20 protein-coding genes are annotated in these 24,921 nt (G+C 42.3%); all 20 read left to right on the forward strand.

Translation table 11 applies throughout. From position 1 onward, the window contains the following. The first annotated feature begins 103 nt into the window (after nucleotides 1-103). A complete protein-coding gene (locus tag GKC25_RS07695; protein ID WP_034662319.1) occupies nucleotides 104-886 on the forward strand; it encodes an isoprenyl transferase in 783 nt (260 codons plus the stop codon). Between the two features lie 12 nt (nucleotides 887-898). Next, nucleotides 899-1,693, forward strand: coding sequence for a phosphatidate cytidylyltransferase (locus tag GKC25_RS07700; protein ID WP_034662316.1), 795 nt, complete (start codon nucleotides 899-901; stop codon nucleotides 1,691-1,693). Between the two features lie 39 nt (nucleotides 1,694-1,732). Further along, on the forward strand, nucleotides 1,733-2,884 hold the full coding sequence (dxr, locus tag GKC25_RS07705) for a 1-deoxy-D-xylulose-5-phosphate reductoisomerase (protein ID WP_342689955.1): 1,152 nt from the start codon (nucleotides 1,733-1,735) through the stop codon (nucleotides 2,882-2,884). A gap of 6 nt (nucleotides 2,885-2,890) precedes the next feature. Further along, the gene (gene rseP, locus GKC25_RS07710) at nucleotides 2,891-4,156 is read left to right on the forward strand and encodes an RIP metalloprotease RseP (protein WP_342689646.1); all 1,266 of its coding nucleotides are present in this window, start codon (nucleotides 2,891-2,893) and stop codon (nucleotides 4,154-4,156) included. Between the two features lie 80 nt (nucleotides 4,157-4,236). Beyond that, on the forward strand, nucleotides 4,237-5,934 hold the full coding sequence (locus GKC25_RS07715) for a proline--tRNA ligase (RefSeq protein WP_106037762.1): 1,698 nt from the start codon (nucleotides 4,237-4,239) through the stop codon (nucleotides 5,932-5,934). A 134-nt stretch (nucleotides 5,935-6,068) separates the two neighbouring features. Then, nucleotides 6,069-10,322 (forward strand): PolC-type DNA polymerase III, encoded by a 4,254-nt coding sequence (locus GKC25_RS07720; protein WP_262417229.1) that lies wholly within the window; start codon nucleotides 6,069-6,071, stop codon nucleotides 10,320-10,322. Between the two features lie 420 nt (nucleotides 10,323-10,742). Further along, nucleotides 10,743-12,593, forward strand: coding sequence for a glycoside hydrolase family 9 protein (locus GKC25_RS07725; RefSeq protein WP_187704504.1), 1,851 nt, complete (start codon nucleotides 10,743-10,745; stop codon nucleotides 12,591-12,593). A 30-nt stretch (nucleotides 12,594-12,623) separates the two neighbouring features. Next, a complete protein-coding gene (locus GKC25_RS07730; protein WP_034662298.1) occupies nucleotides 12,624-14,729 on the forward strand; it encodes a glycoside hydrolase family 48 protein in 2,106 nt (701 codons plus the stop codon). 84 nt (nucleotides 14,730-14,813) lie between these two features. Then, nucleotides 14,814-16,043, forward strand: a complete 1,230-nt coding sequence (locus tag GKC25_RS07735; protein ID WP_342689956.1) for an endo-1,4-beta-xylanase — start codon at nucleotides 14,814-14,816, stop codon at nucleotides 16,041-16,043. A gap of 18 nt (nucleotides 16,044-16,061) precedes the next feature. Then, nucleotides 16,062-17,192: a glycoside hydrolase 5 family protein gene (locus GKC25_RS07740; protein WP_334749123.1), complete on the forward strand. Its 1,131-nt coding sequence runs from the start codon at nucleotides 16,062-16,064 to the stop codon at nucleotides 17,190-17,192. A gap of 241 nt (nucleotides 17,193-17,433) precedes the next feature. Continuing rightward, the gene (rimP, locus tag GKC25_RS07745) at nucleotides 17,434-17,907 is read left to right on the forward strand and encodes a ribosome maturation factor RimP (protein ID WP_003211398.1); all 474 of its coding nucleotides are present in this window, start codon (nucleotides 17,434-17,436) and stop codon (nucleotides 17,905-17,907) included. A 32-nt stretch (nucleotides 17,908-17,939) separates the two neighbouring features. Next, nucleotides 17,940-19,055, forward strand: coding sequence for a transcription termination factor NusA (nusA, locus tag GKC25_RS07750; protein ID WP_007499530.1), 1,116 nt, complete (start codon nucleotides 17,940-17,942; stop codon nucleotides 19,053-19,055). Nucleotides 19,056-19,070: 15 nt separating this feature from the next. Beyond that, nucleotides 19,071-19,361, forward strand: coding sequence for an RNase P modulator RnpM (rnpM, locus tag GKC25_RS07755; protein WP_058013969.1), 291 nt, complete (start codon nucleotides 19,071-19,073; stop codon nucleotides 19,359-19,361). Then, nucleotides 19,348-19,650: a YlxQ family RNA-binding protein gene (locus GKC25_RS07760; protein WP_034662287.1), complete on the forward strand. Its 303-nt coding sequence runs from the start codon at nucleotides 19,348-19,350 to the stop codon at nucleotides 19,648-19,650. The genes rnpM and GKC25_RS07760 overlap by 14 nt, the downstream gene beginning before the upstream one ends. Before the next feature lie 19 nt (nucleotides 19,651-19,669). Next, nucleotides 19,670-21,790 carry a translation initiation factor IF-2 gene (gene infB / locus GKC25_RS07765; RefSeq protein WP_066030896.1) on the forward strand — a complete coding sequence of 707 codons (2,121 nt, stop codon included), beginning with the start codon at nucleotides 19,670-19,672 and terminating at the stop codon, nucleotides 21,788-21,790. After that, nucleotides 21,787-22,065 carry a DUF503 domain-containing protein gene (locus tag GKC25_RS07770; RefSeq protein WP_012009994.1) on the forward strand — a complete coding sequence of 93 codons (279 nt, stop codon included), beginning with the start codon at nucleotides 21,787-21,789 and terminating at the stop codon, nucleotides 22,063-22,065. Before infB ends, GKC25_RS07770 begins: the two co-directional genes overlap by 4 nt. A gap of 17 nt (nucleotides 22,066-22,082) precedes the next feature. Beyond that, a complete protein-coding gene (gene rbfA, locus GKC25_RS07775; protein ID WP_007499525.1) occupies nucleotides 22,083-22,433 on the forward strand; it encodes a 30S ribosome-binding factor RbfA in 351 nt (116 codons plus the stop codon). Nucleotides 22,434-22,501: 68 nt separating this feature from the next. Next, the gene (gene truB, locus GKC25_RS07780) at nucleotides 22,502-23,431 is read left to right on the forward strand and encodes a tRNA pseudouridine(55) synthase TruB (protein WP_268495186.1); all 930 of its coding nucleotides are present in this window, start codon (nucleotides 22,502-22,504) and stop codon (nucleotides 23,429-23,431) included. 18 nt (nucleotides 23,432-23,449) lie between these two features. Further along, nucleotides 23,450-24,415, forward strand: a complete 966-nt coding sequence (gene ribF / locus GKC25_RS07785; RefSeq protein ID WP_034662277.1) for a bifunctional riboflavin kinase/FAD synthetase — start codon at nucleotides 23,450-23,452, stop codon at nucleotides 24,413-24,415. 140 nt (nucleotides 24,416-24,555) lie between these two features. Beyond that, nucleotides 24,556-24,825 carry a 30S ribosomal protein S15 gene (rpsO, locus tag GKC25_RS07790; RefSeq protein ID WP_008354438.1) on the forward strand — a complete coding sequence of 90 codons (270 nt, stop codon included), beginning with the start codon at nucleotides 24,556-24,558 and terminating at the stop codon, nucleotides 24,823-24,825. Nucleotides 24,826-24,921 lie beyond the last annotated feature (96 nt).

Below are 24,921 nucleotides of genomic sequence, written 5' to 3' on the forward strand. Positions count from 1 at the left end.
GTGAAAAGACCCTCTTCATGTTTACAGGGGGTTTTTTTGTTAATACTGTTGGTGACTATATTATTAGCGGGAACGCAACCTTTTTGGGTGATGGAGGAATCTCATGCTCAATATACTCAAAAATTGGAAGAATCAGCAAACTGCTGCTTCCAACTTAGAAAGCCTGACAAAAGAAGACATATTAAATGGAGAAATTCCTGAACATATCGCCATTATCATGGATGGGAACGGAAGATGGGCGAAAAAACGTGCTCTTCCACGGGTAGCAGGACATCATGAAGGAATGAAAGTCGTCAAGCGCATGACAAAGCTTGCAAATGAGCTGAATGTCAAAGTGCTGACTTTGTATGCTTTCTCTACGGAAAATTGGAAACGTCCAAAACTAGAAGTAGACTTTTTAATGAAGCTTCCTGAAGAATTTTTGAACATCTACCTGCCTGAACTCATCGAGGAAAATGTCCGTGTGCGCTTAACAGGTGATCCAGACGGCCTCCCGCAGCATACGAAAAGAGCGGTAGAGAACGCAGTAAAGAGTACGGCGAATAACGACGGACTCGTTTTGAATTTTGCGCTCAACTATGGAGGGCGCACAGAAATCGTCTCCGCATGCAGACAAATTTCTGAAAAAGTCAAAGAAGGTAAGCTTCAAGCAGAAGACATCACAGAAGAGATGTTTTCAGCTTATTTAATGACAGAATCTCTTCAAGATCCGGATTTGCTTATTCGCACAAGTGGAGAAATTAGATTAAGTAACTTTATGCTTTGGCAAATTGCATACAGCGAGTTTGTCTTTACGGATGTGCTTTGGCCTGACTTTTCTGATGAGCATCTTATAGGCGCTATCGGAGAATACCAGCGCCGCGGCCGGAGGTTCGGTGGAATTTAGAGGGTGGTGCAGATGAAACAAAGAATTTTGACGGGTGTTTTGGCAGCTGCAGGCTTTTTACTTGCGGTTATATATGGACAGATGCCATTTACCCTGCTGATTTACTTAATGGGAAGTGTCGCTCTCTTTGAGCTTCTAAGAATGAAAAAGATATCGATTTTCAGCTTTCCTGGTATTGTCAGCTTAATATTGCTTTGGCTTTTAATGGGCGGAGAGAACAGCTTCTTCCCGAACGTAGACGCATCAAAAATGCAAATTGCTTTATTTGCAGTCTTAATCCTTTTAACTTATACAGTGTTGAGCAAAAACTCTTTCACATTCGATGAGGTTGCTTTTGTTGTATTAGCGACATTATATATTGGCGTCAGTTTCTATTATTTCATCCAGATTAGAGGCTTATATGGCATGAGTGCGATCTTCTTCGCAGCAGTGATTATTTGGTCCACTGACTCAGGTGCTTACTTTATTGGGAAATCTATGGGGAAACGAAAGCTCTGGCCAGAGATCAGTCCAAACAAAACAGTAGAAGGATTTATCGGCGGAATCGTCACAGCGGTCGTGTTGTCATTTGTGTTTCAGGCGGTTACAGGATTTTTGCCATCATATCTGCTTGTTATGTTTATTACTCTTTTGCTCAGTATCTTTGGACAGCTTGGCGACCTTGTGGAATCTGCTTTAAAGCGTCATTATCACGTAAAGGATTCAGGGACAATTCTCCCTGGACATGGCGGGATTTTGGACAGGTTTGACAGCTTTTTGTTCGTTCTGCCGTTTTTATATTTACTGCTCGCAACGTTTGCCAGCTAACCTCATAGAAACTTATTGAACGAGAGAAGGAGTGGCAATTTGAAATATATTTCGCTATTAGGCGCAACAGGATCAATCGGAGAACAAACATTAGATGTGATTAGGCAGCACCCAGACAAATTTAAGCTGAAAGCCATGACATTTGGCCGAAATGTAGATAAGGCCGTTCCAATCATAGAACAGTTTCAGCCTGAATTTGTCGGATGTTTAAGTGAAGAGACTTATCAGACGCTAAAAGGTCATTCATTTGAATACGATGTCAAGATGGCTGCTGGTGATGAAGCCAACATCGAGGCAGCGACCTATGATGCAGTGGACGTTGTGGTCAATGCACTTGTAGGAAGTGTTGGGCTTGTTCCAACATTAAAGGCCATTGAACAAAAAAAGACGATTGCACTCGCAAATAAGGAAACACTTGTCACAGCTGGTCATATAGTAAAAGAGTACGCGAAAACATATGATGTACCTTTACTTCCTGTCGATAGTGAGCATTCCGCTATTTTTCAATGCCTGCAAGGTGAACAAGCTAAAAACATTGAACGCTTAATCGTGACAGCTTCAGGTGGTAGTTTCCGAGATAAAAAACGAACTGAACTTGAAGGTGTTACGGTTGAAGAAGCGCTGAACCACCCAAACTGGTCAATGGGAGCGAAAATTACCATTGATTCAGCGACGATGATGAATAAAGGGCTCGAGGTGATTGAGGCACATTGGTTGTTTGATATACCTTATGAACAAATTGATGTGCTGTTACATAAAGAGAGCATTATCCATTCGATGGTGGAATTTCACGACAAAAGCGTCATGGGTCAGTTAGGGACACCTGACATGAGAGTGCCGATTCAATATGCACTCACATACCCTGACAGGGCGCCATTACCAGAAGCGAAATCATTGAACCTTTGGGAGATTGGACAATTGAATTTCCAAAAAGCGGATTTTGACAGGTATCGCTGCTTACATTTTGCTTATGAATCAGGTAAAATAGGAGGGACAATGCCTGCTGTGCTCAATGCAGCAAATGAAATGGCAGTTGATGCATTTCTGAAAGGCAAAGTAACGTTCCTGCAAATTGAAGAATTGATTGAAAAGGCACTAAATAGACATCATGTGATTTCAACGCCTAGTTTGCAAGATATCCATGAAGTGGACAAAGATACACGAGACTTTGTTCAATCAATCCTCACATAAGGTGGTATGTTCGTGAATACAGTGATTGCGTTTATTATTATTTTTGGAACGCTCGTTTTTTTCCACGAGCTTGGCCATTTAATTATGGCGCAGCGAGCGGGGATTTTATGCCGCGAGTTCGCAATTGGTTTTGGGCCGAAGATTTTCTCCTTTAAACGAAAGGAAACCGTTTATACCATTAGACTTCTCCCTATTGGCGGATTTGTTAAAATGGCAGGAGAGGACCCTGAAGTCATTGAAATTAAACCAGGTCATACAGTGGGGCTCTTATTCAATGAGCAAAATGAAGTAGAAAAAATCATTTTAAATGACAAAGAAAAATATCCTGATGCACTTGTCATCGAAGTTGAGCAGATTGATTTAGATCATGCCATGAGAATCTCAGGATATGAAGCTGGAAATGAAGATACTTTGACTGGCTACAATGTCAGTCAAACAAGCTTTTATATTGCAGATGGTGAAGAAATTCAAATCGCACCATACAATCGTCAATTTGGATCAAAAACGGTATGGCAGCGTATTAAAGCGATCGCAGCTGGACCGATTATGAACTTTATCCTGGCGTATGTGATTTTGGTTGCTTTAGGCTTTATTCAAGGGGTAACCGTTGATGATCCTGTACTCGGCAAGCTGACGAAAGACGGCCGAGCGGCAGAAGCTGGACTCATGCAGGGTGACCACATCGTGTCCATTAACGGGGATAAAATGAATTCTTGGACAGACGTCGTTCAAACCGTTCAAAAGAACCCTGAGAAAAAAATGAATGTCGTCATTGACCGAGACGGCAAAGAAAGCACTGTGCAGGTTGTACCAGAAGCTGTGAAAGCAGACGGAAAAAGCATTGGCCGTTTCGGATCTTATCCGCCAACGGAAAATGGATTTCTGAAGGTTATTTCATCCTCAGGAACGACTGTGATTTCAACAGCAGGACTGATTTTAACGAACTTGCAAAAAATTGTCACAGGACAATTTTCACTAGATATGTTAGCGGGTCCTGTTGGGATCTATGACATGACAGGAGAAGTAGCCAAGCAAGGTGTGTTAACATTAATGCAGTTTGCGGCGTTCCTTAGTATCAACTTAGGCATCGTGAATTTATTACCGATTCCTGCACTAGACGGAGGACGTTTACTATTCTTGTTTGTTGAAGCCATTCGTGGTAAACCAATTAATCGTGAGAAAGAAGCACTTGTTGTCTTTATCGGTGTTGCATTCCTCATGCTGTTAATGCTAGTGGTTACGTGGAATGACATCCAGCGATTATTTTTATAAAAACCAATGTCTCTTGTTTCTCATTACGGGAAACAAGAGTTTTTGTGAGAAGTCCTATTTCATAAATGAGGTGTAACGACATGAGACAATCCCTGACTTTCATTCCAACTCTTCGAGAGGTGCCGGCAGATGCTGAGGCAAAAAGTCATCAGCTCTTAGTAAGAGCTGGGTTCATTAGACAAAATACAAGCGGAATCTATCATTATCTGCCGCTTGCTCATAAAGTCATCCAGCATATTCAATCCATTGTTCGCAAGGAAATGGAAAAGGCAGGAGCAGCTGAGCTGTTAATGCCAGTGCTGCAGCAGGCAGAAATGTGGCAAGAGTCAGGAAGATGGTATACATACGGTCCAGAATTGATGCGTATGAAAGATCGTCATGGCCGCGAGTTCGCACTTGGCCCAACGCACGAAGAGGTGATCACATCACTCGTACGCAGCGAAGTAAAATCGTATAAGAAGCTTCCTTTAACTCTTTATCAAATTCAATCAAAATTCCGCGATGAACAGAGACCGCGTTTTGGGCTGCTGCGCGGACGTGAATTTATTATGAAGGATGCGTACTCATTCCATTCTTCACCAGAAAGCCTTGATGACACATACAACAAGATGTTTACAGCTTACTCCAATGTATTCTCAAAAGTAGGTCTTAATTTTAGACCAGTCATTGCAGATTCTGGTGCAATGGGAGGAAAAGATACACATGAGTTTATGGCACTGTCAGAAGTAGGAGAAGATACAATTGCATACTCTGACACATCTTCCTATGCTGCGAACATTGAAATGGCTGAAGCTGTTTATCACGGAGAAGAAGCAAATCCTGCGGACTTCAAAGAACTTGAAAAAGTCCACACACCGCAAGTAAAAACGATTCAAGACATCGCTGGATTTTTAGAAGTTGATCCTTCTCTTTGTATCAAGTCTGTTTTGTTTAAAGCAGATGATGCGTATGTTCTAATCCTGACTAGAGGCGACCATGAAGTAAATGATGTGAAAGTGAAAAACTTGGTAGGAGCACAGCTTGTAGAGCTTGCTACTCGCGAAGAAGTACTAGAAGTCATTGGAACAGAGCCTGGATTTGTTGGTCCAGTGAAGCTGGAAGCAGAAGTCGATATTTATGCCGACCTTGCGGTTAAAGGCATGACAAATGCTGTCGCAGGTGCAAACGAAGCGGATTATCACTATGTCAATGTCAATCCTGCGCGCGATGTGTCAGTGAAAGAATTCACAGACCTTCGTTTGATTCAAGAAGGAGACGTTTCTCCAGATGGAGAAGGCACAATCCAGTTTGCTAAGGGGATTGAAGTAGGACAAGTCTTTAAACTAGGCACTCGTTATTCTGAGTCAATGGATGCGACGTACCTGGATGAGAATGGTCGAGCGCAGCCAATGATTATGGGCTGCTATGGTATCGGTATCTCCAGAACACTTTCAGCGATTGTTGAACAGCATCACGATGAGAAAGGAATCATTTGGCCGGAAGCTGTTGCGCCATATGATCTTCATCTCCTTGCATTAAATATGAAAAACGATGCTCAAAAAGAGCTCGCTGAAACGTTATACGAACGATTAGAAAATGAAGGCTTTGACGTACTTTTCGATGACCGCCAGGAGCGTGCCGGAGTGAAATTTGCAGACAGTGATTTAATTGGGCTGCCAATTCGCATTAGCTGCGGAAAACGTTCAGAAGAAGGCATTGTTGAAGTGAAGTTTAGAAAATCAGGTGAATCACATGAAGTATCTGTTGATGAGCTGATTTCATTTATACGCCAAGCATAAAAACGAACAAAAAAATGAAGGTACCTCCTGTAGAAAAGAGGTACCTTTCTGATTGACAAAAGGAGGGTCCTGTCTTGGATGAACAATTACCGATCACACGGCGGCAATTTCATATATTACTCAATCAGATTCAAATGACAGATGATGACCTCAGTCGTTACTTTGAAGAAGGAGAAATCGTCAAATTGACGGTGCATAAGGCGACGAAAACGTGGCATTTCCTTTTTAAATTTAAGGCGCTTCTGCCTTACAAGGTATATGCCATGTTTCTCAGCAGGCTGACAAATGCATTTTCTCATATTGCACAAGTCACTTGTACGATTGAAGTCAATGATCCAAACATCTCTGAAGAGCTCGTTCAATCGTATTGGTCACATTGTGTGGAAGAGCTTCAAGGAATTTCTCCTCCAATCATCAGCTTGCTTCAGCAGCAAAAACCATCGCTGTCTGGACATAAAATCATCATCAAAACGAAAAACGAAACAGAGGCTTTGGCCATCAAGAAGAAGTACAGCCCAATGCTCCAGGCTGCTTTTAAACAAGTGGGCTTTCCAGAGCTGCAATTCGATACAGAAATTTTTGTATCAGATCAAGAGATTCAGAAGTTCAGAGAACAAAAGCTTGCTGAAGATCAAGAAAGAGCGATGCAAGCCCTCACTGAGATGGAGAAGAAGGAAAGTGAGGAGCAGGATGAAGCTCCGTCTGGTCCTCTCATGATTGGCTATCAAATTAAAGACAATGAAGAAATTCGTACGCTTGATAGTATTATGGATGAGGAACGAAGAATCACCGTTCAAGGCTACGTATTCGATGCAGAAACGCGTGAGCTGAAAAGCGGCAGAACGCTTTGTATCTTTAAGATTACAGATTATACAAACAGTATTTTAATCAAAATGTTTGCAAGAGAAAAAGAAGATGCCCAGCTGATGAAATCATTGAAAAAAGGCATGTGGGTCAAAGCAAGAGGAAGCATTCAAAACGATACGTTTGTCAGAGACCTTGTCATGATTGCCAATGACGTCAATGAAATGAAACCTCAGCTGAAAGAGGATACGGCACCTGAGGGTGAAAAACGTGTCGAGCTTCATTTGCATTCCCCAATGAGCCAAATGGATGCTGTCACTGGCATTGGCAGGCTGGTGGAACAAGCAAAAAAATGGGGACATGAAGCGATTGCCCTGACGGATCATGCGGTTGTACAATCCTTCCCAGATGCGTATGCAGCAAGTAAAAAACATGACATCAAAATGATGTACGGTGTGGAAATCAACTTGGTCGACGACGGAGTACCCATTGCCTATAATCCGGAGCACCGTTTGTTAGATGACGCGACGTATGTCGTATTTGACGTAGAGACAACTGGACTTTCAGCCGTTTATGACACGATCATTGAGCTGGCAGCAGTGAAAATAAAAGGCGGGGAAATCATTGACCGCTTTGAGGCATTTGCAAATCCTCATCACCCATTATCAGCGACAACGATCGAATTAACGGGTATTACGGATGATATGGTCAGAGATGCTCCAGATGTCGTCGATGTCGTGCGCGATTTCAAAGAATGGATTGGACAAGATATCCTTGTTGCGCACAATGCAAGCTTTGATATGGGCTTTTTAAATGCAGCGTACAAACGCCTGTTAAAAACAGATAAAGCGTCAAACCCTGTGATTGATACACTTGAACTCGGCCGATTTCTTTACCCTGAATTTAAAAATCACCGGCTGAACACACTTTGTAAAAAGTTCGATATAGAACTGACGCAGCATCACCGGGCCATTTACGATGCAGAGGCGACAGGCTACCTCATGCTGAAGATGCTAAAAGATGCGGCTGAAAAAGGAATTGCCTATCACGATCAATTGAATGAAAACATGGGTCAGTCTAATGCCTACCAGCGCTCACGTCCTCACCATGCCATTCTGATCGCACAAAATGAGACCGGTCTGAAAAATTTATTCAAACTTGTTTCTCTTTCTCATATTCATTATTTCTACCGGGTGCCGCGCATTCCGCGCTCACAGCTTGAGAAATATCGAGAAGGTTTAATTATCGGGTCTGCCTGTGATAAGGGTGAGGTCTTTGAAGGGATGATGCAAAAATCACCTGATGAGGTGGAAGACATTGCAGCATTTTACGACTATTTAGAAGTTCATCCGCCAGAAGTGTATCAGCATCTGCTGCAGCTGGAGCTTGTTCGAGATGAACGTGCGTTAAAAGAAATCATCACAAACATTGTGAAGCTTGGCGAAAAGCTCAATAAACCAGTCGTGGCAACTGGAAATGTGCATTATCTGCATCCAGAAGACAAAATTTATCGTAAAATCTTAATTTCATCACAGGGTGGAGCAAATCCGCTTAACCGTCACGAACTGCCAAAAGTTCATTTTAGAACGACAGATGAAATGCTTGAAGCATTCTCCTTCCTAGGAGACGAAAAAGCGAAAGAGATCGTCGTGGCGAATACGAAAAAAGTATCTGAGATGGTCGAAAGCATTAAACCAATCAAAGATGACCTATACACACCAAAAATTGAAGGTGCAGATGAAGAAATACGGGAAATGAGCTATCAAATGGCGCGCAGCATCTACGGAGATGATTTGCCGAAAATTGTAGAAGACCGTATTGAGAAAGAATTAAAAAGTATTATCGGCCATGGATTCGCCGTTATTTACTTAATCTCTCATAAGCTTGTAAAGAAATCACTTGATGATGGATATCTTGTTGGTTCAAGGGGATCTGTCGGCTCATCTCTTGTTGCAACATTAACAGAGATTACCGAAGTGAACCCACTTGCCCCGCATTATGTATGTCCAAGCTGTAAGCATTCAGAGTTCTTTAATGACGGATCTGTTGGTTCAGGCTTTGATCTTCCTGACAAAAACTGCCCAGAATGTGGTACGCCGTACAAAAAAGACGGACATGATATTCCGTTTGAAACGTTCTTAGGTTTTAAAGGAGACAAAGTCCCTGATATCGACTTGAACTTCTCAGGTGAATATCAGCCGATTGCACATAACTATACGAAAGAGCTGTTTGGTGAAGAGTATGTATACCGAGCAGGTACGATTGGTACTGTTGCAGAAAAAACAGCTTATGGTTACGTGAAAGGCTACGCAGGAGATCATAATCTTCATATGAGGGGCGCAGAAATCGACCGGCTTGTCCAAGGCTGTACAGGGGTCAAACGGACAACGGGCCAGCACCCAGGCGGTATTATCGTAGTGCCGGATTATATGGACATTTATGATTTCTCACCAATTCAATATCCAGCAGATGCGACAGGTTCTGATTGGAAAACGACGCATTTTGATTTCCATTCAATCCATGACAACTTGCTCAAGCTGGATATACTAGGGCACGATGATCCAACGGTTATTCGTATGCTTCAGGATTTAAGCGGAATTGATCCAAAAACGATTCCAACAGACGATCCTGAAGTAATGAAAATTTTCCAAGGAACAGAGCCTCTAGGTGTAACAGAAGAGCAAATTGGCTGTAAAACAGGTACACTCGGTATTCCGGAGTTTGGGACAAGGTTTGTTCGGCAAATGCTTGAGGATACAAAACCAACGACCTTCTCAGAGCTCGTTCAGATCTCTGGACTATCACACGGGACGGATGTATGGCTCGGAAACGCGCAAGAGCTCATTCACAATAAAACGTGTGAACTAAGTGAAGTGATTGGGTGCCGTGACGATATTATGGTCTATCTCATCTATCAGGGCTTAGAGCCGTCACTCGCATTTAAAATCATGGAGTCTGTTCGTAAAGGAAAGGGGCTTCCCCCTGAATGGGAAGAAGAAATGAAGAATAATAATGTACCGAACTGGTATATTGATTCTTGTAAAAAGATCAAATACATGTTCCCTAAGGCCCACGCAGCTGCTTACGTATTAATGGCTGTACGGATCGCCTACTTCAAGGTGCATCATGCACTTTTATACTATGCGGCTTACTTTACCGTTCGTGCAGATGACTTTGATATCGAAACAATGACAAAAGGATCGAATGCGATTCGAGCAGTCATGGACGATATTAACTCAAAAGGTCTAGATGCATCACCGAAAGAAAAGAACCTATTAACTGTACTAGAGCTTGCGCTTGAAATGTGTGAAAGAGGCTACCATTTCAAAAAAGTGGACCTCTACCGATCAAGTGCAACAGAGTTTATCATTGATGGAGATGGATTAATTCCGCCATTCAACTCGATCCCTGGACTCGGAACAAACGTTGCGTTAAATATTGTTCGCGCACGACAAGACGGGGAATTCCTTTCAAAAGAAGATTTACAAAAACGCGGAAAAGTGTCGAAAACGATCCTAGAATATTTAGATCGTCAAGGCTGCTTAGAAGCACTTCCCGATCAAAACCAGCTTTCTTTGTTTTAATGCGATTCATGAAGAGCGTCCTTAAAGGGGCGTTCTTTTTTTCATATACAATAATTTTATTATGTTAACTAATAAAGATTTTCCACCAAATGGAATCATTTTCTTATTCATTCATATACCTTGATTTAACGTGATGTTTTAAGAGAAGAGATTGTATGTCATTCTTTCTACCCAAATAGAGCAAAAAAGAGAATTTCGCCGTCTGAAATGTTCTCATGCGACATATGATCATTCTGGGTACAGTCACAAAAAGAATCAAGAGAAAAAACCTTCGATGAGCGTAAAGCTGATTGCTGTTTACTATGCTTATTTTTGAAACGTATTTGATTCTTTTCAAAACTGTTCAAATCACGTTCTGAATAAAAGGAGGTGGCTTGTCTATTCATGTTTGACTAAAAAGAAGGAGTGAGTCATACGGAAATGGCATCTTATAATTATGTAGAGGTTCTTCAAAAATCCTTGTTGTTTTATGAAGCGCAGCGGTCTGGAAAGCTTCCCGAAAGCAGCCGTCTCAACTGGCGGGGAGATTCTGGACTAGAGGACGGGAAGGATGTAGGGCATGATTTAACTGGCGGCTGGTATGACGCAGGTGATCATGTGAAATTTGGGCTTCCGATGGCCTACTCAGCAGCTGTGCTTGCATGGACAGTATATGAATACCGAGAAGCCTATGAAGAGGCAGAACTGCTAGATGACATCCTCGATCAAATCAGGTGGACAACGGATTATTTTTTGAAAGCACATACAGGTCCGAACGAGTTTTGGGCGCAGGTAGGTGATGGGAACGCCGATCATGCTTGGTGGGGACCGGCAGAAGTGATGCCGATGAGCCGGCCAGCTTTTAAAATTGATGAAAATTGTCCAGGAACAGAAGTAGCCGCACAAACTGCTGCAGCTTTAGCAGCGGGTTCTATCATTTTTAAAGAGACAGATGCCCCTTATGCAGCAAAGCTTCTGACCCACGCGAAACAGCTTTATGCATTTGCTGACAGGTATCGCGGCGAGTATACAGATTGTGTCACAAACGCTCAGCCGTTTTACAACTCCTGGAGCGGCTATATTGATGAACTCATTTGGGGCGGAATCTGGCTGTACTTGGCAACAAATGAAGAGACCTATTTAAATCAAGCACTAAAAGCAGTAGAAGAATGGCCAAAGGATTGGGATTATACGTTTACCATGTCATGGGACAATACTTTCTTCGCTTCACAAATCTTACTCGCAAGAATCACGAAGGAGAATAGATTTATAGAATCGACAGAGCGTAACCTCGATTACTGGACCACAGGTCTTGTTCAAAATGGAAAAGTCGAAAGAATCACTTATACGCCTGGCGGTTTGGCATGGCTAGATCAATGGGGATCGCTTCGTTATACAGCAAATGCAGCATTTTTAGCCTTTGTCTATGCTGATTGGGTTTCAGATGAAGAAAAAAAGAATCGATATCAAACGTTTGCGATCAAGCAAACTCACTATATGCTAGGTGATAATCCGCTAAATAGAAGCTATGTCGTTGGGTTTGGCCAGAACCCGCCGAAGCATCCACACCATCGAACTGCACATGGCTCATGGTCTAACCAGCTGACAAATCCTCCGTATCATCGGCACACTCTTTATGGAGCGCTTGTTGGTGGGCCTAATGCACAGGATCAATATGACGATGACATCTCTGATTATGTATCAAACGAGGTGGCGACGGACTATAATGCCGCCTTTACTGGAAATATAGCCAAAATGGTGCAGCTGTTTGGAAAGGGGCAATCTAAGCTTCCAAATTTCCCGCCTAAAGAACAGGCTCAGGATGAGTTTTTTGTAGAGGCAGCTCTGATGAATAACGATACAACATCAACTCAGGTGAAGGCGGTTCTATACAATCGTTCCGGCTGGCCGGCAAGAAGCAGTCAAACGCTGTCCTTTAGATATTATGTCAATCTAAGTGAGGTCTTTGCAAAGGGATTCACTGAAAAAGATATTCAAGTGACAGCAGCCTACAATGAAGGCGCTTCCTTATCTCCGCTGAAGGTATATGACGCATCAGCCCACGTATATTATGCAGAAATTGATTTTACGGGCTTAGCTATTTTTCCTGGAGGAGAATCAGAGCATAAGAAGGAAATACAATTTCGATTATCTGCACCAAATGGGGCGATTATATGGGATGCCTCAAATGATTATTCCTTTCAAGGCTTAACATCTAATATGCAAAAAACAGCGAGGATTCCTGTTTTTGATGATGGTGCTTTGGTATTTGGTGCACTTCCAGACAAATAAAAATCAAGATTTATTGAAAGGGTGAAGGACTTGTCAAACAAAGAACGGTTTTTAACGCTTTATCATCAAATTAAAAGTGATGCGAATGGATATTTTTCACCAGAAGGAATTCCGTATCATTCAATCGAGACGCTCATTTGCGAAGCGCCTGATTACGGGCATATGACAACGTCAGAAGCGTATAGCTATTGGCTGTGGCTTGAGGTGTTGTACGGACATTACACAGGAGATTGGAGCAAATTAGAGGCAGCCTGGGACAATATGGAGAAGTACATCATCCCAGTAAATGAAGATGGAAATGATGAGCAGCCGCATATGAGCGCCTACAACCCTTCTAGCCCAGCCACATACGCAGCAGAAAAACCATACCCGGATCAATACCCTAGCCAGTTAAGCGGTGCTCGTCCTGCGGGTCAAGATCCGATTGATGGTGAATTGAAATCAACCTATGGAACGAATGAAACGTATTTAATGCACTGGCTGCTTGATGTCGATAACTGGTATAAATATGGAAACTTGCTCAACCCATCACATACAGCTGCATATGTGAACACATTCCAGCGTGGTCCACAGGAATCCGTATGGGAGGCCATCCCTCATCCTTCACAAGATGATAAATCTTTTGGAAAGCCGAATGAAGGCTTTATGAGCTTGTTCACAAAAGAAAATCAAGCACCAGCTGCTCAGTGGCGCTATACCAATGCGACGGATGCTGATGCGCGTGCAATACAAGTGATGTATTGGGCGAAGGAACTCGGCTATAATGAGTCAGCCTATCTTGATAAAGCGAAAAAAATGGGGGATTTTCTTCGTTACGGTATGTACGATAAATATTTTCAAACGATTGGAAGCGGCAAACAGGGGAATCCGTACCCTGGAAACGGAAAGGGTGCCTGTCATTACTTAATGGCGTGGTATACCTCTTGGGGCGGAGGACTTGGCGACCATGCCAACTGGTCATGGCGTATTGGAGCTAGCCATTGTCACCAAGGGTATCAAAACCCTGTCGCCGCTTATGCTTTATCCTCAGACAAAGGAGGCTTAAAGCCATCTTCCGCTACTGGTGCAAGCGATTGGGAAAAAACATTAAAAAGGCAGCTTGAATTTTATGTATGGCTTCAATCTAAAGAGGGAGCGATTGCAGGAGGTGCAACCAATAGCTGGAATGGAGACTATAGTGCTTATCCGGCGGGAAGAAGTACTTTTTACGATATGGCATATGAGGATGCACCTGTTTATCTTGACCCGCCTTCTAATAACTGGTTTGGGATGCAGGCATGGCCGATGGAGCGCGTAGCAGAGCTTTATTACATTTTTGTGAAAGACGGAGACAAAACATCTGAAAATGTCCAAATGGCCAAATCTTGCATCACAAAATGGGTCGACTATGCATTAGATTACATTTTTATCGGCAGCCGTCCTGTGTCGGATGAAGAGGGTTATTTCTTAGATGACCAAGGACAAAGAATTCTAGGAGGAACAAATGCTGCTGTTGCTACAACGAGTGCACCTGGCGAGTTTTGGCTTCCTGGAAATATTGCTTGGAGCGGACAGCCTGACACTTGGAATGGGTTCCAGTCTGCAACAGGAAATCCAAACTTAACAGCTGTAACAAAAGATCCAACTCAGGATACGGGCGTACTAGGGAGTCTAGTCAAGGCTTTAACTTTCTTTGCTGCTGCCACTAAGCTAGAAACAGGAGATTATACAGCGCTTGGTGTCAGAGCGAAAGATGCTGCCGCACAGCTCCTTGAGGTTGCGTGGAATTACAATGATGGCGTGGGCATTGTAACAGAAGAAGAAAGAGAGGACTATGACCGCTTCTTTAAAAAAGAAGTGTATTTCCCAAATGGTTGGAACGGGACATTTGGTCAAGGGAATCAGATTCCTGGAGCCAGCACTATTCCTTCTGATCCGCAGCGAGGAGGTAATGGGGTCTATACGAGTTTTGCTGATCTTCGTCCGAACATTAAACAAGATCCAGCATGGTCTTCACTCGAGAGTAAATATCAGTCTTCATTTAATGAAGCAACAGGCAAATGGGAGAATGGGGCACCGGTTTTCACCTATCACCGTTTCTGGTCTCAAGTGGATATGGCCACTGCCTACGCTGAATATCATCGTCTCATCAACTAGCAGGTCAAATTTAAGCTGCCGGTTTCTTTGAGCCGGCAGTTTGATTAGGAAATATAAATCCAGTGAAGATAAGGGTGTTTTTACATGGTCAAAGAAAGAAGTTTTCTTCATCAATCATTAAACAAGGGCGAAAATGGGCAGATAAATCTGAAGTGGAAAAAAGAGGAGAATGATCGAATTTCAGAGCATAGACAAAGAGATCTTGAAATAAATGTCACAAATCACGAAAAAAAGCCAATAGCAGGTATAGAGGTTGAGATTAAGCAAAATAGGCATGAATTCGCATTTGGTTCAGCGATGAATGACCAAGTGTTGTTTAATCAACAATATGCCGATTTTTTTGTGAAGTATTTTAATTGGGCTGTTTTTGAAAATGAGGCAAAATGGTATGCGAATGAACCTGAAAGAGGGAAAATCACTTACGAAAAAGCAGATGCGATGCTGAATTTTGCAGATAAACATCAACTTCCAGTGAGAGGGCACGCTTTATTTTGGGAGGTAGAGGATGCGAATCCAAGCTGGCTGAGGTCACTACCGAATCACGAAGTGTATGAATCGATGAAAAACCGGCTTGAGCATGCGGGTAATCATTTTAAAGGGAGATTCCGTCATTGGGATGTAAACAATGAAATGATGCATGGTTCATTTTTTAAAGATCGCTTCGGGAAAAATATTTGGAAGTGGATGTATGAAGAAACGAAAAAAATTGACCCTCAAGCACTATTGTTTGTGAATGATTATAATGTGATCTCATATGGTGAGCACCACGCTTATAAAGCGCATATCAATGAACTGCGTCAGTTAGGCGCACCTATTGAGGCGATTGGTGTTCAAGGACATTTTGAAGAACGGGTCGATCCAGTCGTTGTAAAAGAGAGGCTCGATGTGCTTGCTGAGCTTGGTCTTCCTATATGGGTTACAGAGTACGATTCTGTTCACCCTGACGCTAATAGAAGAGCGGATAACCTAGAGGCTTTATATCGCGTCGCATTTAGTCATCCAGCCGTAAAAGGAGTGCTAATGTGGGGATTTTGGGCAGGTGCCCATTGGAGAGGTGAGCATGCGGCCATCGTGAATTATGATTGGTCTTTAAATGAAGCAGGCCGACGTTACGAAAAGCTTCTAAATGAGTGGACGACACAAAGAGTTGAAAAAACAGATGCGAATGGCAATGTGACATGTCGAGCATTTCACGGGACATATGAGATTCGAATCGGTAAAGAAAGTAAACTGTTAAAACAACAGACAATTGAACTTGATTCAAATGAACAAACACCGCTTCGGCTAGATGTGATCGTACCTGAAGAAGGCTAGATTGTGAGGGGAATTTAAATGAAGAAATGGACTCAAAGAGTGTCTTGCTTCATACTTGTGGCCGCTATATGGGCCGGCTGGTTTTCACTTACGATTAAGGCCGCCTCTTATGTACAGACGTCTGGTACACAATTTACGCTGAACAATCAACCATTTTACTTCGCTGGCACAAATAATTACTATTTCCATTACAAATCTAAAAAGATGGTAGATGCTGTGTTCGATGATATGAAAGCAATGAATTTAAAGGTCATACGTATTTGGGGATTTCACGATGGGGCCCCTCAAGAAAACTCAGTCTTACAATCTAGTCCAGGGGTCTATGAAGAATCGGGTTTTCAAAAACTAGATTATGCGATTTATAAAGCGGGACAGGAAGGAATAAAACTTGTCATCCCACTAGTGAACAATTGGGATGATTTTGGCGGGATGAATCAATACGTAAAGTGGTTCGAGGCAGGAGCGCATGATGCCTTTTATACAGATCCTCGTATACAAAAAGCTTACAAAAATTATGTGCGCTATGTATTAGAAAGAACCAATACGTACACAGGTGTTCAATATAAGGACGATCCAGCTATTATGACTTGGGAATTAGCTAATGAGCCGCGTGTGCAGTCAGATCCAACGGGAAATATACTAGTCAAATGGGCAGATGAAATGAGTACGTGGATCAAATCGCTGGATCGTCACCATCTTGTTGCAGTAGGAGATGAAGGGTTCTTTCGCATACCAGGACATGAAGACTGGTTTTATGGAGGCGGAGAAGGCGTTGATTGGGATCGTTTGACGGCTCTCTCTAATATCGATTATGGAACCTATCATCTGTACCCAGATCACTGGAACAAGTCAGCTGCTTGGGGAGTGAAATGGATCGAAGACCATATCACCCGCGGGAAGTCAATCGGAAAACCAGTTGTGTTAGAAGAGTTTGGCGTTCAAAATCAATCAGCGCGTCCTGACGTATATCAAAGCTGGCTGTCAGCGGTTGAGCGGCTCGGAGGAGCTGGCAGTCAATTTTGGATTTTAACAAGTATTCAGGACGATGATTCGCTCTATCCGGATTATGACGGTTTCCGCATCATAAAGGGGAGCAGAGAGGCAGCACTTATCAGTGAACATGCGAAAAGAATGAACGAAAAGAACTGATGGCGAATGCCTGCTGAATAAGGAACTTCATTTGCATAAAAAAATTGGATATGGTATAGTTTTTATGGAAATGCTAACGATTACCGAGACAAGAGTGGGGAAACCCGCTCTTTTGTATTGAACAGGCAATTTTTGTCTCGACATTATTCATCCGTTTTCTGCTCCCCCTGCTCACATAAAGCAGGGTTTTTATGCAGAATGATTGATAAGAGCGTTTATCGAAAGCACAAGGAGGAAGAGAATGAGCAAAAAAGTAGTGGATGTCGTAAGCGAAATGGTGCAGCCAATTTTAGATGGCTTACAGCTTGAACTCGTTGATGTTGAATTTGTCAAAGAGGGTCAAAACTGGTTCCTTCGCGTGTTTATTGACTCTGATAAAGGTGTCGATATCGAAGAATGTGCCAAAGTGAGCGAAGCCTTGAGCGAAAAGCTTGATGAGGCAGATCCGATTAGCCAAAACTACTTTCTTGAAGTGTCCTCTCCTGGAGCGGAGCGCCCATTAAAGAAAAAAGCTGATTTTGAAAAAGCACTTGGAAAAAATGTTTTCATGAAAACATATGAACCAATTGATGGTGAAAAAGCATTTGAAGGTGAGCTTACAAGCTTTGATGGTGAGATTGCAACAGTGACAGTGAAGATCAAGACAAGAAAGAAAGAGATCAATATTCCATACGAAAAAATAGCTAACGCAAGATTAGCAGTTTCGTTCAATTAACCTTTTCATTGATATAAGGGGGAACCATAAAAATGAGTAGTGAGTTGTTAGATGCCCTGACTGTTCTTGAGAAAGAGAAGGGTATTAGTAAAGAAATTATTATTGAAGCGATAGAAGCTGCACTCATTTCTGCATATAAGCGTAACTTTAATCAAGCACAAAATGTTCGTGTTGATTTAAACCGCGAAACGGGAACGATTCGCGTATTTGCAAGAAAAGATGTTGTAGATGAAGTGTATGATTCTCGCCTTGAAATCTCTGTAGATGATGCAGCCAATATCAACCCGAATTACATGGTAGGTGACGTCGTTGAAATTGAAGTCACGCCAAAAGACTTCGGACGCATTGCAGCTCAGACTGCGAAACAAGTGGTGACGCAGCGAGTGAGAGAAGCAGAGCGAGGTGTGATCTACACTGAGTTTATCGATCGCGAGGAAGACATTATGACGGGAATCGTTCAGCGAATTGACAGTAAATTCATTTACGTGTCACTTGGCAAAATCGAAGCCCTTCTTCCGGTCAACGAACAAATGCCAAATGAGGATTACAAACCACATGACCGCATTAAGGTGTTTATTACAAAAGTCGAAAAAACAACAAAAGGACCACAAATTTATGTGTCTAGAACACATCCAGGTCTTTTAAAGCGTTTATTTGAAATTGAAGTGCCAGAAATTTATGATGGTACTGTAGAGCTTAAATCGGTTGCTAGAGAAGCTGGGGACCGTTCTAAAATATCTGTTCGTACAGATGATCCTGATGTTGACCCAGTTGGTTCTTGTGTTGGACCAAAAGGTCAGCGTGTACAAGCAATTGTCAACGAGCTAAAAGGCGAAAAAATTGACATTGTCCATTGGTCTAATGACCCGGTTGAATTTGTTGCCAATGCATTAAGTCCATCAAAAGTACTTGATGTCATTGTAAATGAAGAAGATAAGGCGACAACAGTTATTGTCCCTGATTATCAGCTGTCGTTAGCCATTGGTAAAAGAGGTCAAAATGCTCGTCTTGCAGCAAAGCTGACTAGCTGGAAAATTGACATTAAAAGCGAAACAGATGCAAGGGAACTCGGTATTTTCCCAAGAACTGAAGACTCTGAATCTCTTTTCTTAGAGGCTGAACCAGTAGCTGAGGAATCTGACGAATAAGAGGTGATGTAAAAGGTGAATAGCCGAAAAAAAATCCCGCTTAGAAAATGTGTCGTGACGGGAGAAATGAAACCAAAGAAAGAACTGATCCGTGTTGTTCGATCTAAAGAAGGTGAAGTGTCTGTTGACGCAACCGGAAAAAAGAACGGACGCGGAGCTTACCTTTCTCTCGATAAAGAAACCATTCTTGCGGCAAAGAACAAACGCAGTTTACAGCAGCAATTTCAGACACAGATTGACGAACACATATTTGAAGAATTACTAGAACTAGCTGAAAAGGTGAAAAAACCAAATGACTCAATCTGAATGGTATCCTTTGCTTGGTCTAGCAAATCGAGCTCGTAAAGTCGTGTCAGGAGAAGATCTTGTGATCAAAGAAATTAGACATGCGCGTGCTAAGCTGGTTCTTCTTGCAGCAGATGCCTCATCGAACACAGAGAAAAAGGTATCTGACAAATGCAAATTTTATAATGTTCCGGTTAGAAAAGTTGAAGACCGTTCCGTTCTCGGACGTTCTATTGGGAAAGAAGCTCGCGTAGTTGTCGCTGTCACTGACCAAGGCTTCGCTAAGAAGCTGATAAGCTTGCTCGATTAATTTATTTGGGGGTGAACGAATGGCTAAAGTGAGAGTATATGAATACGCAAAAGCCATAGATGTTTCAAGTAAAGATATTATAGCAGCGCTTAAGGATATGAACGTGGAAGTGAACAACCACATGGCGACGCTTGAAGACGACACTGTGAAAAAGCTAGACGCTATCTATAAAAAAGCCAAAGCAAAAGAGACAGCTAACGAGAAACCCGCAGAACAAAAAAAACAATCATCTAACAAAAACAATGATAGAAAGAAGAATGACGTGCAGAATAATCAATTTAATAAAAACAAAAAAAACAACAACCAAAACAAAAACAAAAATAAACGCGGTGGGAATAACAAACCGCAGCATCAGCAAGCTAGACCTGTGAAGCCTAAGAAAGAGCTTCCTGAAAAAATTGAATTTACAAATTCAATGACAGTCGGCCAGTTGGCTGAAGAGCTTGGAAAAGAAACAGCTGAAATTATCAAAAAGCTGATGATGCTTGGTGTTATGGCAACCATTAACCAAGAGCTGGATAAAGATACAGTTGAATTAATCGCTTCTGAATATGGCGTTCCAGTAGAGGAAGTCATTATTTTAGAAGAAACTGAACTTGAAAAGTATGAAGTTGAAGATAAAGAAGAAGATATGCAAGTACGCCCTCCAGTTGTGACGATCATGGGACACGTTGACCACGGGAAAACAACGCTTCTTGACAGCATTCGTAAGACGAAAGTCGTCGAAGGCGAAGCTGGTGGAATCACGCAGCATATCGGTGCTTACCAAATTGAAGAAAACGGCAAGAAAATCACGTTCCTTGATACACCTGGACACGCAGCATTTACAACGATGCGTGCACGTGGTGCTGAGGTAACAGATACGACAATTCTGGTCGTTGCAGCAGATGATGGCGTGATGCCGCAAACGATTGAAGCCATTAACCATGCGAAAGCGGCAGAAGTGCCAATCATTGTCGCTGTCAACAAAATTGACAAACCAACAGCGAACCCTGACCGTGTGATGCAGGAATTAACGGAGCATGGTTTAGTACCAGAAGCTTGGGGCGGCGAAACGATCTTCGTTCCTCTATCTGCAAAAACAGGTGAAGGCATTGACGAATTGATCGAAATGATCCTTCTTGTCAGCGAAGTAGGAGAACTGAAAGCCAACCCAAATCGTGCGGCAAAAGGGACTGTCATCGAGGCTGAGCTTGATAAAGGAAGAGGATCTGTTGCAACCCTTCTTGTTCAAACTGGTACACTTCATGTAGGTGATCCAATCGTTGTCGGAAATACATTTGGCCGCGTTCGTGCAATGGTTAATGACATCGGACGCCGCGTGAAAACAGCAGGACCATCTACACCTGTTGAAATCACTGGTTTAAATGATGTACCGAATGCAGGGGATCAGTTCCTCGTATTCAAAGACGAAAAAACAGCTCGTCAAGTGGGTGAGGCGCGTGCTTCGAAACAGCTTGATGAACAGCGTTCAGACAAAGCAAAATTATCTCTAGATGACCTATTTGAGCAAATCAAACAAGGTGAAGTGAAAGATATCAACTTGATCGTGAAAGCAGACGTACAAGGTTCTGCTGAAGCACTGACGGCCGCTCTTCAAAAAATTGAAGTAGAAGGCGTAAAAGTGAAAATCATCCATACGGGTGTTGGAGCGATTACAGAATCTGATATTATTTTAGCAAGTGCTTCTAATGCGATCGTGATCGGATTTAACGTACGTCCTGATGGAAATGCGAAGAGCACAGCTGAAACAGAAAACGTAGATATCCGCTTACACCGCATTATTTATAAAGTCATCGATGAAATTGAAGCTGCGATGAAAGGGATGCTTGACCCTGAATATGAAGAAAAAGTCATCGGTCAAGTTGAAGTTCGTCAAACGTTCAAAGTTTCTAAAATCGGTACAATTGCTGGTGGCTATGTCACTGAAGGAACCATTACAAGAGATAGTGGTATCCGCTTAATCCGTGACGGCGTCGTTATATTTGAAGGCGAAGTCGACGTATTAAAACGATTCAAAGATGACGTGAAAGAAGTTTCACAAGGCTATGAATGTGGTATTACCATTAAGAAGTACAATGATATCCGTGAAGGTGATGTCATGGAATCATTCGTTATGCAAGAAATCGAAAGAAAATGATCGGTTATACCGAATGTGAGTGCATCATCTATGATGCCTCCTCACTGAAGGAAAAACGTGCGGTTCTTCAGCGTATATTGACAAGAACGCGCCATAAATTCAATGTAACCATGGCTGAAATGGATTACCAGGACACATGGCAGCGTACATCAATTGGAATCGCCGTGATTTCCTCCTCTCGGGTTCAAGTGGAAAAGGAATTGCAGCGTGTTTTAAGCTTTATTGATTCTTTTCCTGAAATTGAACGAACGATCACGAAAACTGAGTGGTTTTAATTAGAGGTGATAAGATCATGAGTATGAGAGCAACCCGCGTGGGTGAGCAGATGAAAAAAGAATTAGGTGACATCCTAGGCAGAAAGCTAAAAGATCCAAGAATTGGCTTTTTGACTGTAACCGATGTTGAAGTATCCGGTGATTTGCAAATTGCGAAAGTTTACATTTCTGTTCTCGGTGACGAGAAAAAAAGAGAGGAAACCTTAAAAGGCCTTGCAAAGGCTAAAGGGTATATCCGCTCTGAAATTGGCAATCGAATTAGACTTCGCAAAACACCAGAACTGCACTTTGAATTCGATGAATCCGTAGATTATGGAAATCGAATTGAAAGCCTGATTGCTGAACTAAACACAAAAGATCATGAATAAGACGTTGAAATAAGGATAGGCGATGATCGTCTGTCCTTTTTCATCGTTTATGAAAGGAGAGAACGCAGATGATAAATGGTGTTCTTTTATTACATAAAGAAAGAGGAATGACCTCTCACGACTGTGTGTTCAAAGTGAGAAAGATCTTGCATACAAAAAAAGTCGGACATACAGGCACTCTCGACCCGGAGGTATCAGGTGTTCTGCCCATTTGTATCGGAAGAGCAACGAAGATTGTCGAATACTTAACAGATAAATCGAAAACGTATGATGCAGAAATCACGATTGGCTTTTCTACAACAACAGAAGACCAAACAGGTGAGATCGTAGAAGAAGAAAAGGTGCAAAAACCCATCTCAGAAGAAGAAATTGATGCTGTGCTGAAACAGTTTCAAGGAACCATTGAACAAATTCCTCCCATGTTTTCTGCTGTGAAAATTGGCGGAAAAAAACTCTATGAATATGCAAGAGAAGGCATTGAAATTGAGCGGCCGAGCCGTGAAATTACGATTCACCGTATCGAGCGGACAACACCTGCTTTATTTGAGAATGGAAAGGTATCATTTAGATTCACCGTTTTATGCTCAAAAGGAACGTATGTCAGAACCTTAGCGGTTGATATTGGAAAGAAACTAGGGTTTCCAGCCCATATGTCACATCTCATTCGCACAGGGTCAGGTGATTTTACGCTAGATGAATGCATCACCCTTGATGAGCTCCGAAATATAAGCGAGGAAGGAGCAGTAGATGAGCACCTTGTCCCGATCGAACGCGCGCTCAATCATTTGCCGAAATGGGAGATAAATGATACATTAGCAAGTAAAGTGGAAAACGGTGCAGTCCTGCCAATGCCTGATGAATTCGCTCATTTCGCAGAGGAAGATCGTGTCGCTGTCTTTGCCTCTTCAGGTCGCTGTATGGCGATATATATGAAGCACCCGACCAAACAGAATCTGATGAAGCCGGCGAAGATCTTATCTCAGGACAAGCAATCTTAAAGAAAAGGTGACCATCTCGTGAAGACTATACATATTTCACACCCACATACATTGAATCAAAAGGATCAAGACCCTTCTGTTATGGCTTTAGGGTATTTTGACGGTGTTCACCTCGGACATCAAAAAGTTATTGACGCAGCGAAAAGCATTGCGAGAAAAGAAGGATTGGCTTTAGCAGTCATGACCTTTCATCCGCATCCATCACATGTTTTGCAAAAAGCACGTGAACCAAAGGACTTAATTACACCGCTTGAGGATAAAATTGATTTCATCGAACAGCTGGGCGCTGACTATTTATACATTGTGCAATTCAGCGAAAGCTTTGCAGCGCTGTCTCCTCAAGAGTTTGTGGACCAATATTTGGATGAGCTGAATGTGAAGCACGCAGTAGCCGGTTTTGATTTTACGTTTGGCCGTTTTGGTGCAGGCACAATGGAAACATTCGATGAGTACGGAAAAGGGCGTATTACGGCCACCATCGTTCCTAAGTTGTCCAACCAAGACCGAAAAGTCAGCTCAACACTCATACGCTCCGCATTGAAAAATGGGGATGTTGAATATGTAAGTGAGCTTTTAGGAAAACCTTATCAGCTGCGCGGTATTGTCATTCATGGAGATAAGCGAGGACGGACGATCGGCTTTCCGACTGCAAATGTCGGTTTATCTGCTGAATACATTATTCCGCCAACAGGGGTTTATGCAGTAAGAGCAGAAGTCAAAGGCAAAGTGTATGACGGTGTTTGTAACGTTGGCTATAAACCAACCTTTTATGAAAAGCGCCCTGATCAGCCTGCCATTGAAGTAAACCTCTTTGATTTTAACGAAGAAATATATGGTGAACCGATTAAATTACAGTGGTTCAAACGCATTCGCAGTGAACAAAAATTTAACGGAATCCAGGAGTTAACAGCTCAAATCAGTCAAGATAAAGAAGAAGCGATTCAGTTTTTTCAAGATCAGCTAAGGCAAACAAAAAATTCATAGAAAAACAGCTCTACCATTTGCAAATTCAGCATATTTTTAGTATGATTATTCCTGTAGCTTTAAAACCACTTACTTGGCAGGCCGACTTCACCGACGGTTGCGAGGTAGATGGGGCTAACATGATTTGGAGGTGAAACAGGATGGCTATTACTCAAGAGCGTAAAACTCAATTAATTAATGAGTTCAAAACACACGAATCTGATACTGGATCTCCAGAAGTTCAGATCGCTGTCCTAACAGAATCAATTAACAACTTGAACGAGCATTTACGTACTCATAAGAAAGATCACCACTCACGTCGCGGTCTTTTGAAAATGGTAGGTAGACGTCGTAATCTTCTTACGTATCTACGTAATAAAGACGTAACTCGTTACCGTGAGTTAATTAACAAACTAGGCTTACGTCGATAATCGTAAAAAGCGGGAGGATTCCCGCTTTTTTATCGTATAATCACTAATATTTTATGGTTAAAATGTTGAAAGAATGGCAAAAACCCTTCTACATAC

Origin of the sequence: Bacillus pumilus (genome assembly GCF_038738535.1) — a bacterium.
Taxonomy (GTDB): Bacteria; Bacillota; Bacilli; order Bacillales; family Bacillaceae; genus Bacillus.

Bases quoted from the DNA above. Each gene is read 5' to 3' on its own strand.
- GKC25_RS07695 (WP_034662319.1), top strand. From the start codon at position 104: ATGCTCAATATACTCAAAAATTGGAAGAATCAGCAAACTGCTGCTTCC.
- GKC25_RS07700 (WP_034662316.1), top strand. From the start codon at position 899: ATGAAACAAAGAATTTTGACGGGTGTTTTGGCAGCTGCAGGCTTTTTA.
- rseP (WP_342689646.1), top strand. From the start codon at position 2,891: ATGTTCGTGAATACAGTGATTGCGTTTATTATTATTTTTGGAACGCTC.
- GKC25_RS07715 (WP_106037762.1), top strand. From the start codon at position 4,237: ATGAGACAATCCCTGACTTTCATTCCAACTCTTCGAGAGGTGCCGGCA.
- GKC25_RS07720 (WP_262417229.1), top strand. From the start codon at position 6,069: ATGACAGATGATGACCTCAGTCGTTACTTTGAAGAAGGAGAAATCGTC.
- GKC25_RS07725 (WP_187704504.1), top strand. From the start codon at position 10,743: ATGGCATCTTATAATTATGTAGAGGTTCTTCAAAAATCCTTGTTGTTT.
- GKC25_RS07735 (WP_342689956.1), top strand. From the start codon at position 14,814: ATGGTCAAAGAAAGAAGTTTTCTTCATCAATCATTAAACAAGGGCGAA.
- GKC25_RS07740 (WP_334749123.1), top strand. From the start codon at position 16,062: ATGAAGAAATGGACTCAAAGAGTGTCTTGCTTCATACTTGTGGCCGCT.
- rimP (WP_003211398.1), top strand. From the start codon at position 17,434: ATGAGCAAAAAAGTAGTGGATGTCGTAAGCGAAATGGTGCAGCCAATT.
- nusA (WP_007499530.1), top strand. From the start codon at position 17,940: ATGAGTAGTGAGTTGTTAGATGCCCTGACTGTTCTTGAGAAAGAGAAG.
- GKC25_RS07760 (WP_034662287.1), top strand. From the start codon at position 19,348: ATGACTCAATCTGAATGGTATCCTTTGCTTGGTCTAGCAAATCGAGCT.
- infB (WP_066030896.1), top strand. From the start codon at position 19,670: ATGGCTAAAGTGAGAGTATATGAATACGCAAAAGCCATAGATGTTTCA.
- GKC25_RS07770 (WP_012009994.1), top strand. From the start codon at position 21,787: ATGATCGGTTATACCGAATGTGAGTGCATCATCTATGATGCCTCCTCA.
- rbfA (WP_007499525.1), top strand. From the start codon at position 22,083: ATGAGTATGAGAGCAACCCGCGTGGGTGAGCAGATGAAAAAAGAATTA.
- truB (WP_268495186.1), top strand. From the start codon at position 22,502: ATGATAAATGGTGTTCTTTTATTACATAAAGAAAGAGGAATGACCTCT.
- rpsO (WP_008354438.1), top strand. From the start codon at position 24,556: ATGGCTATTACTCAAGAGCGTAAAACTCAATTAATTAATGAGTTCAAA.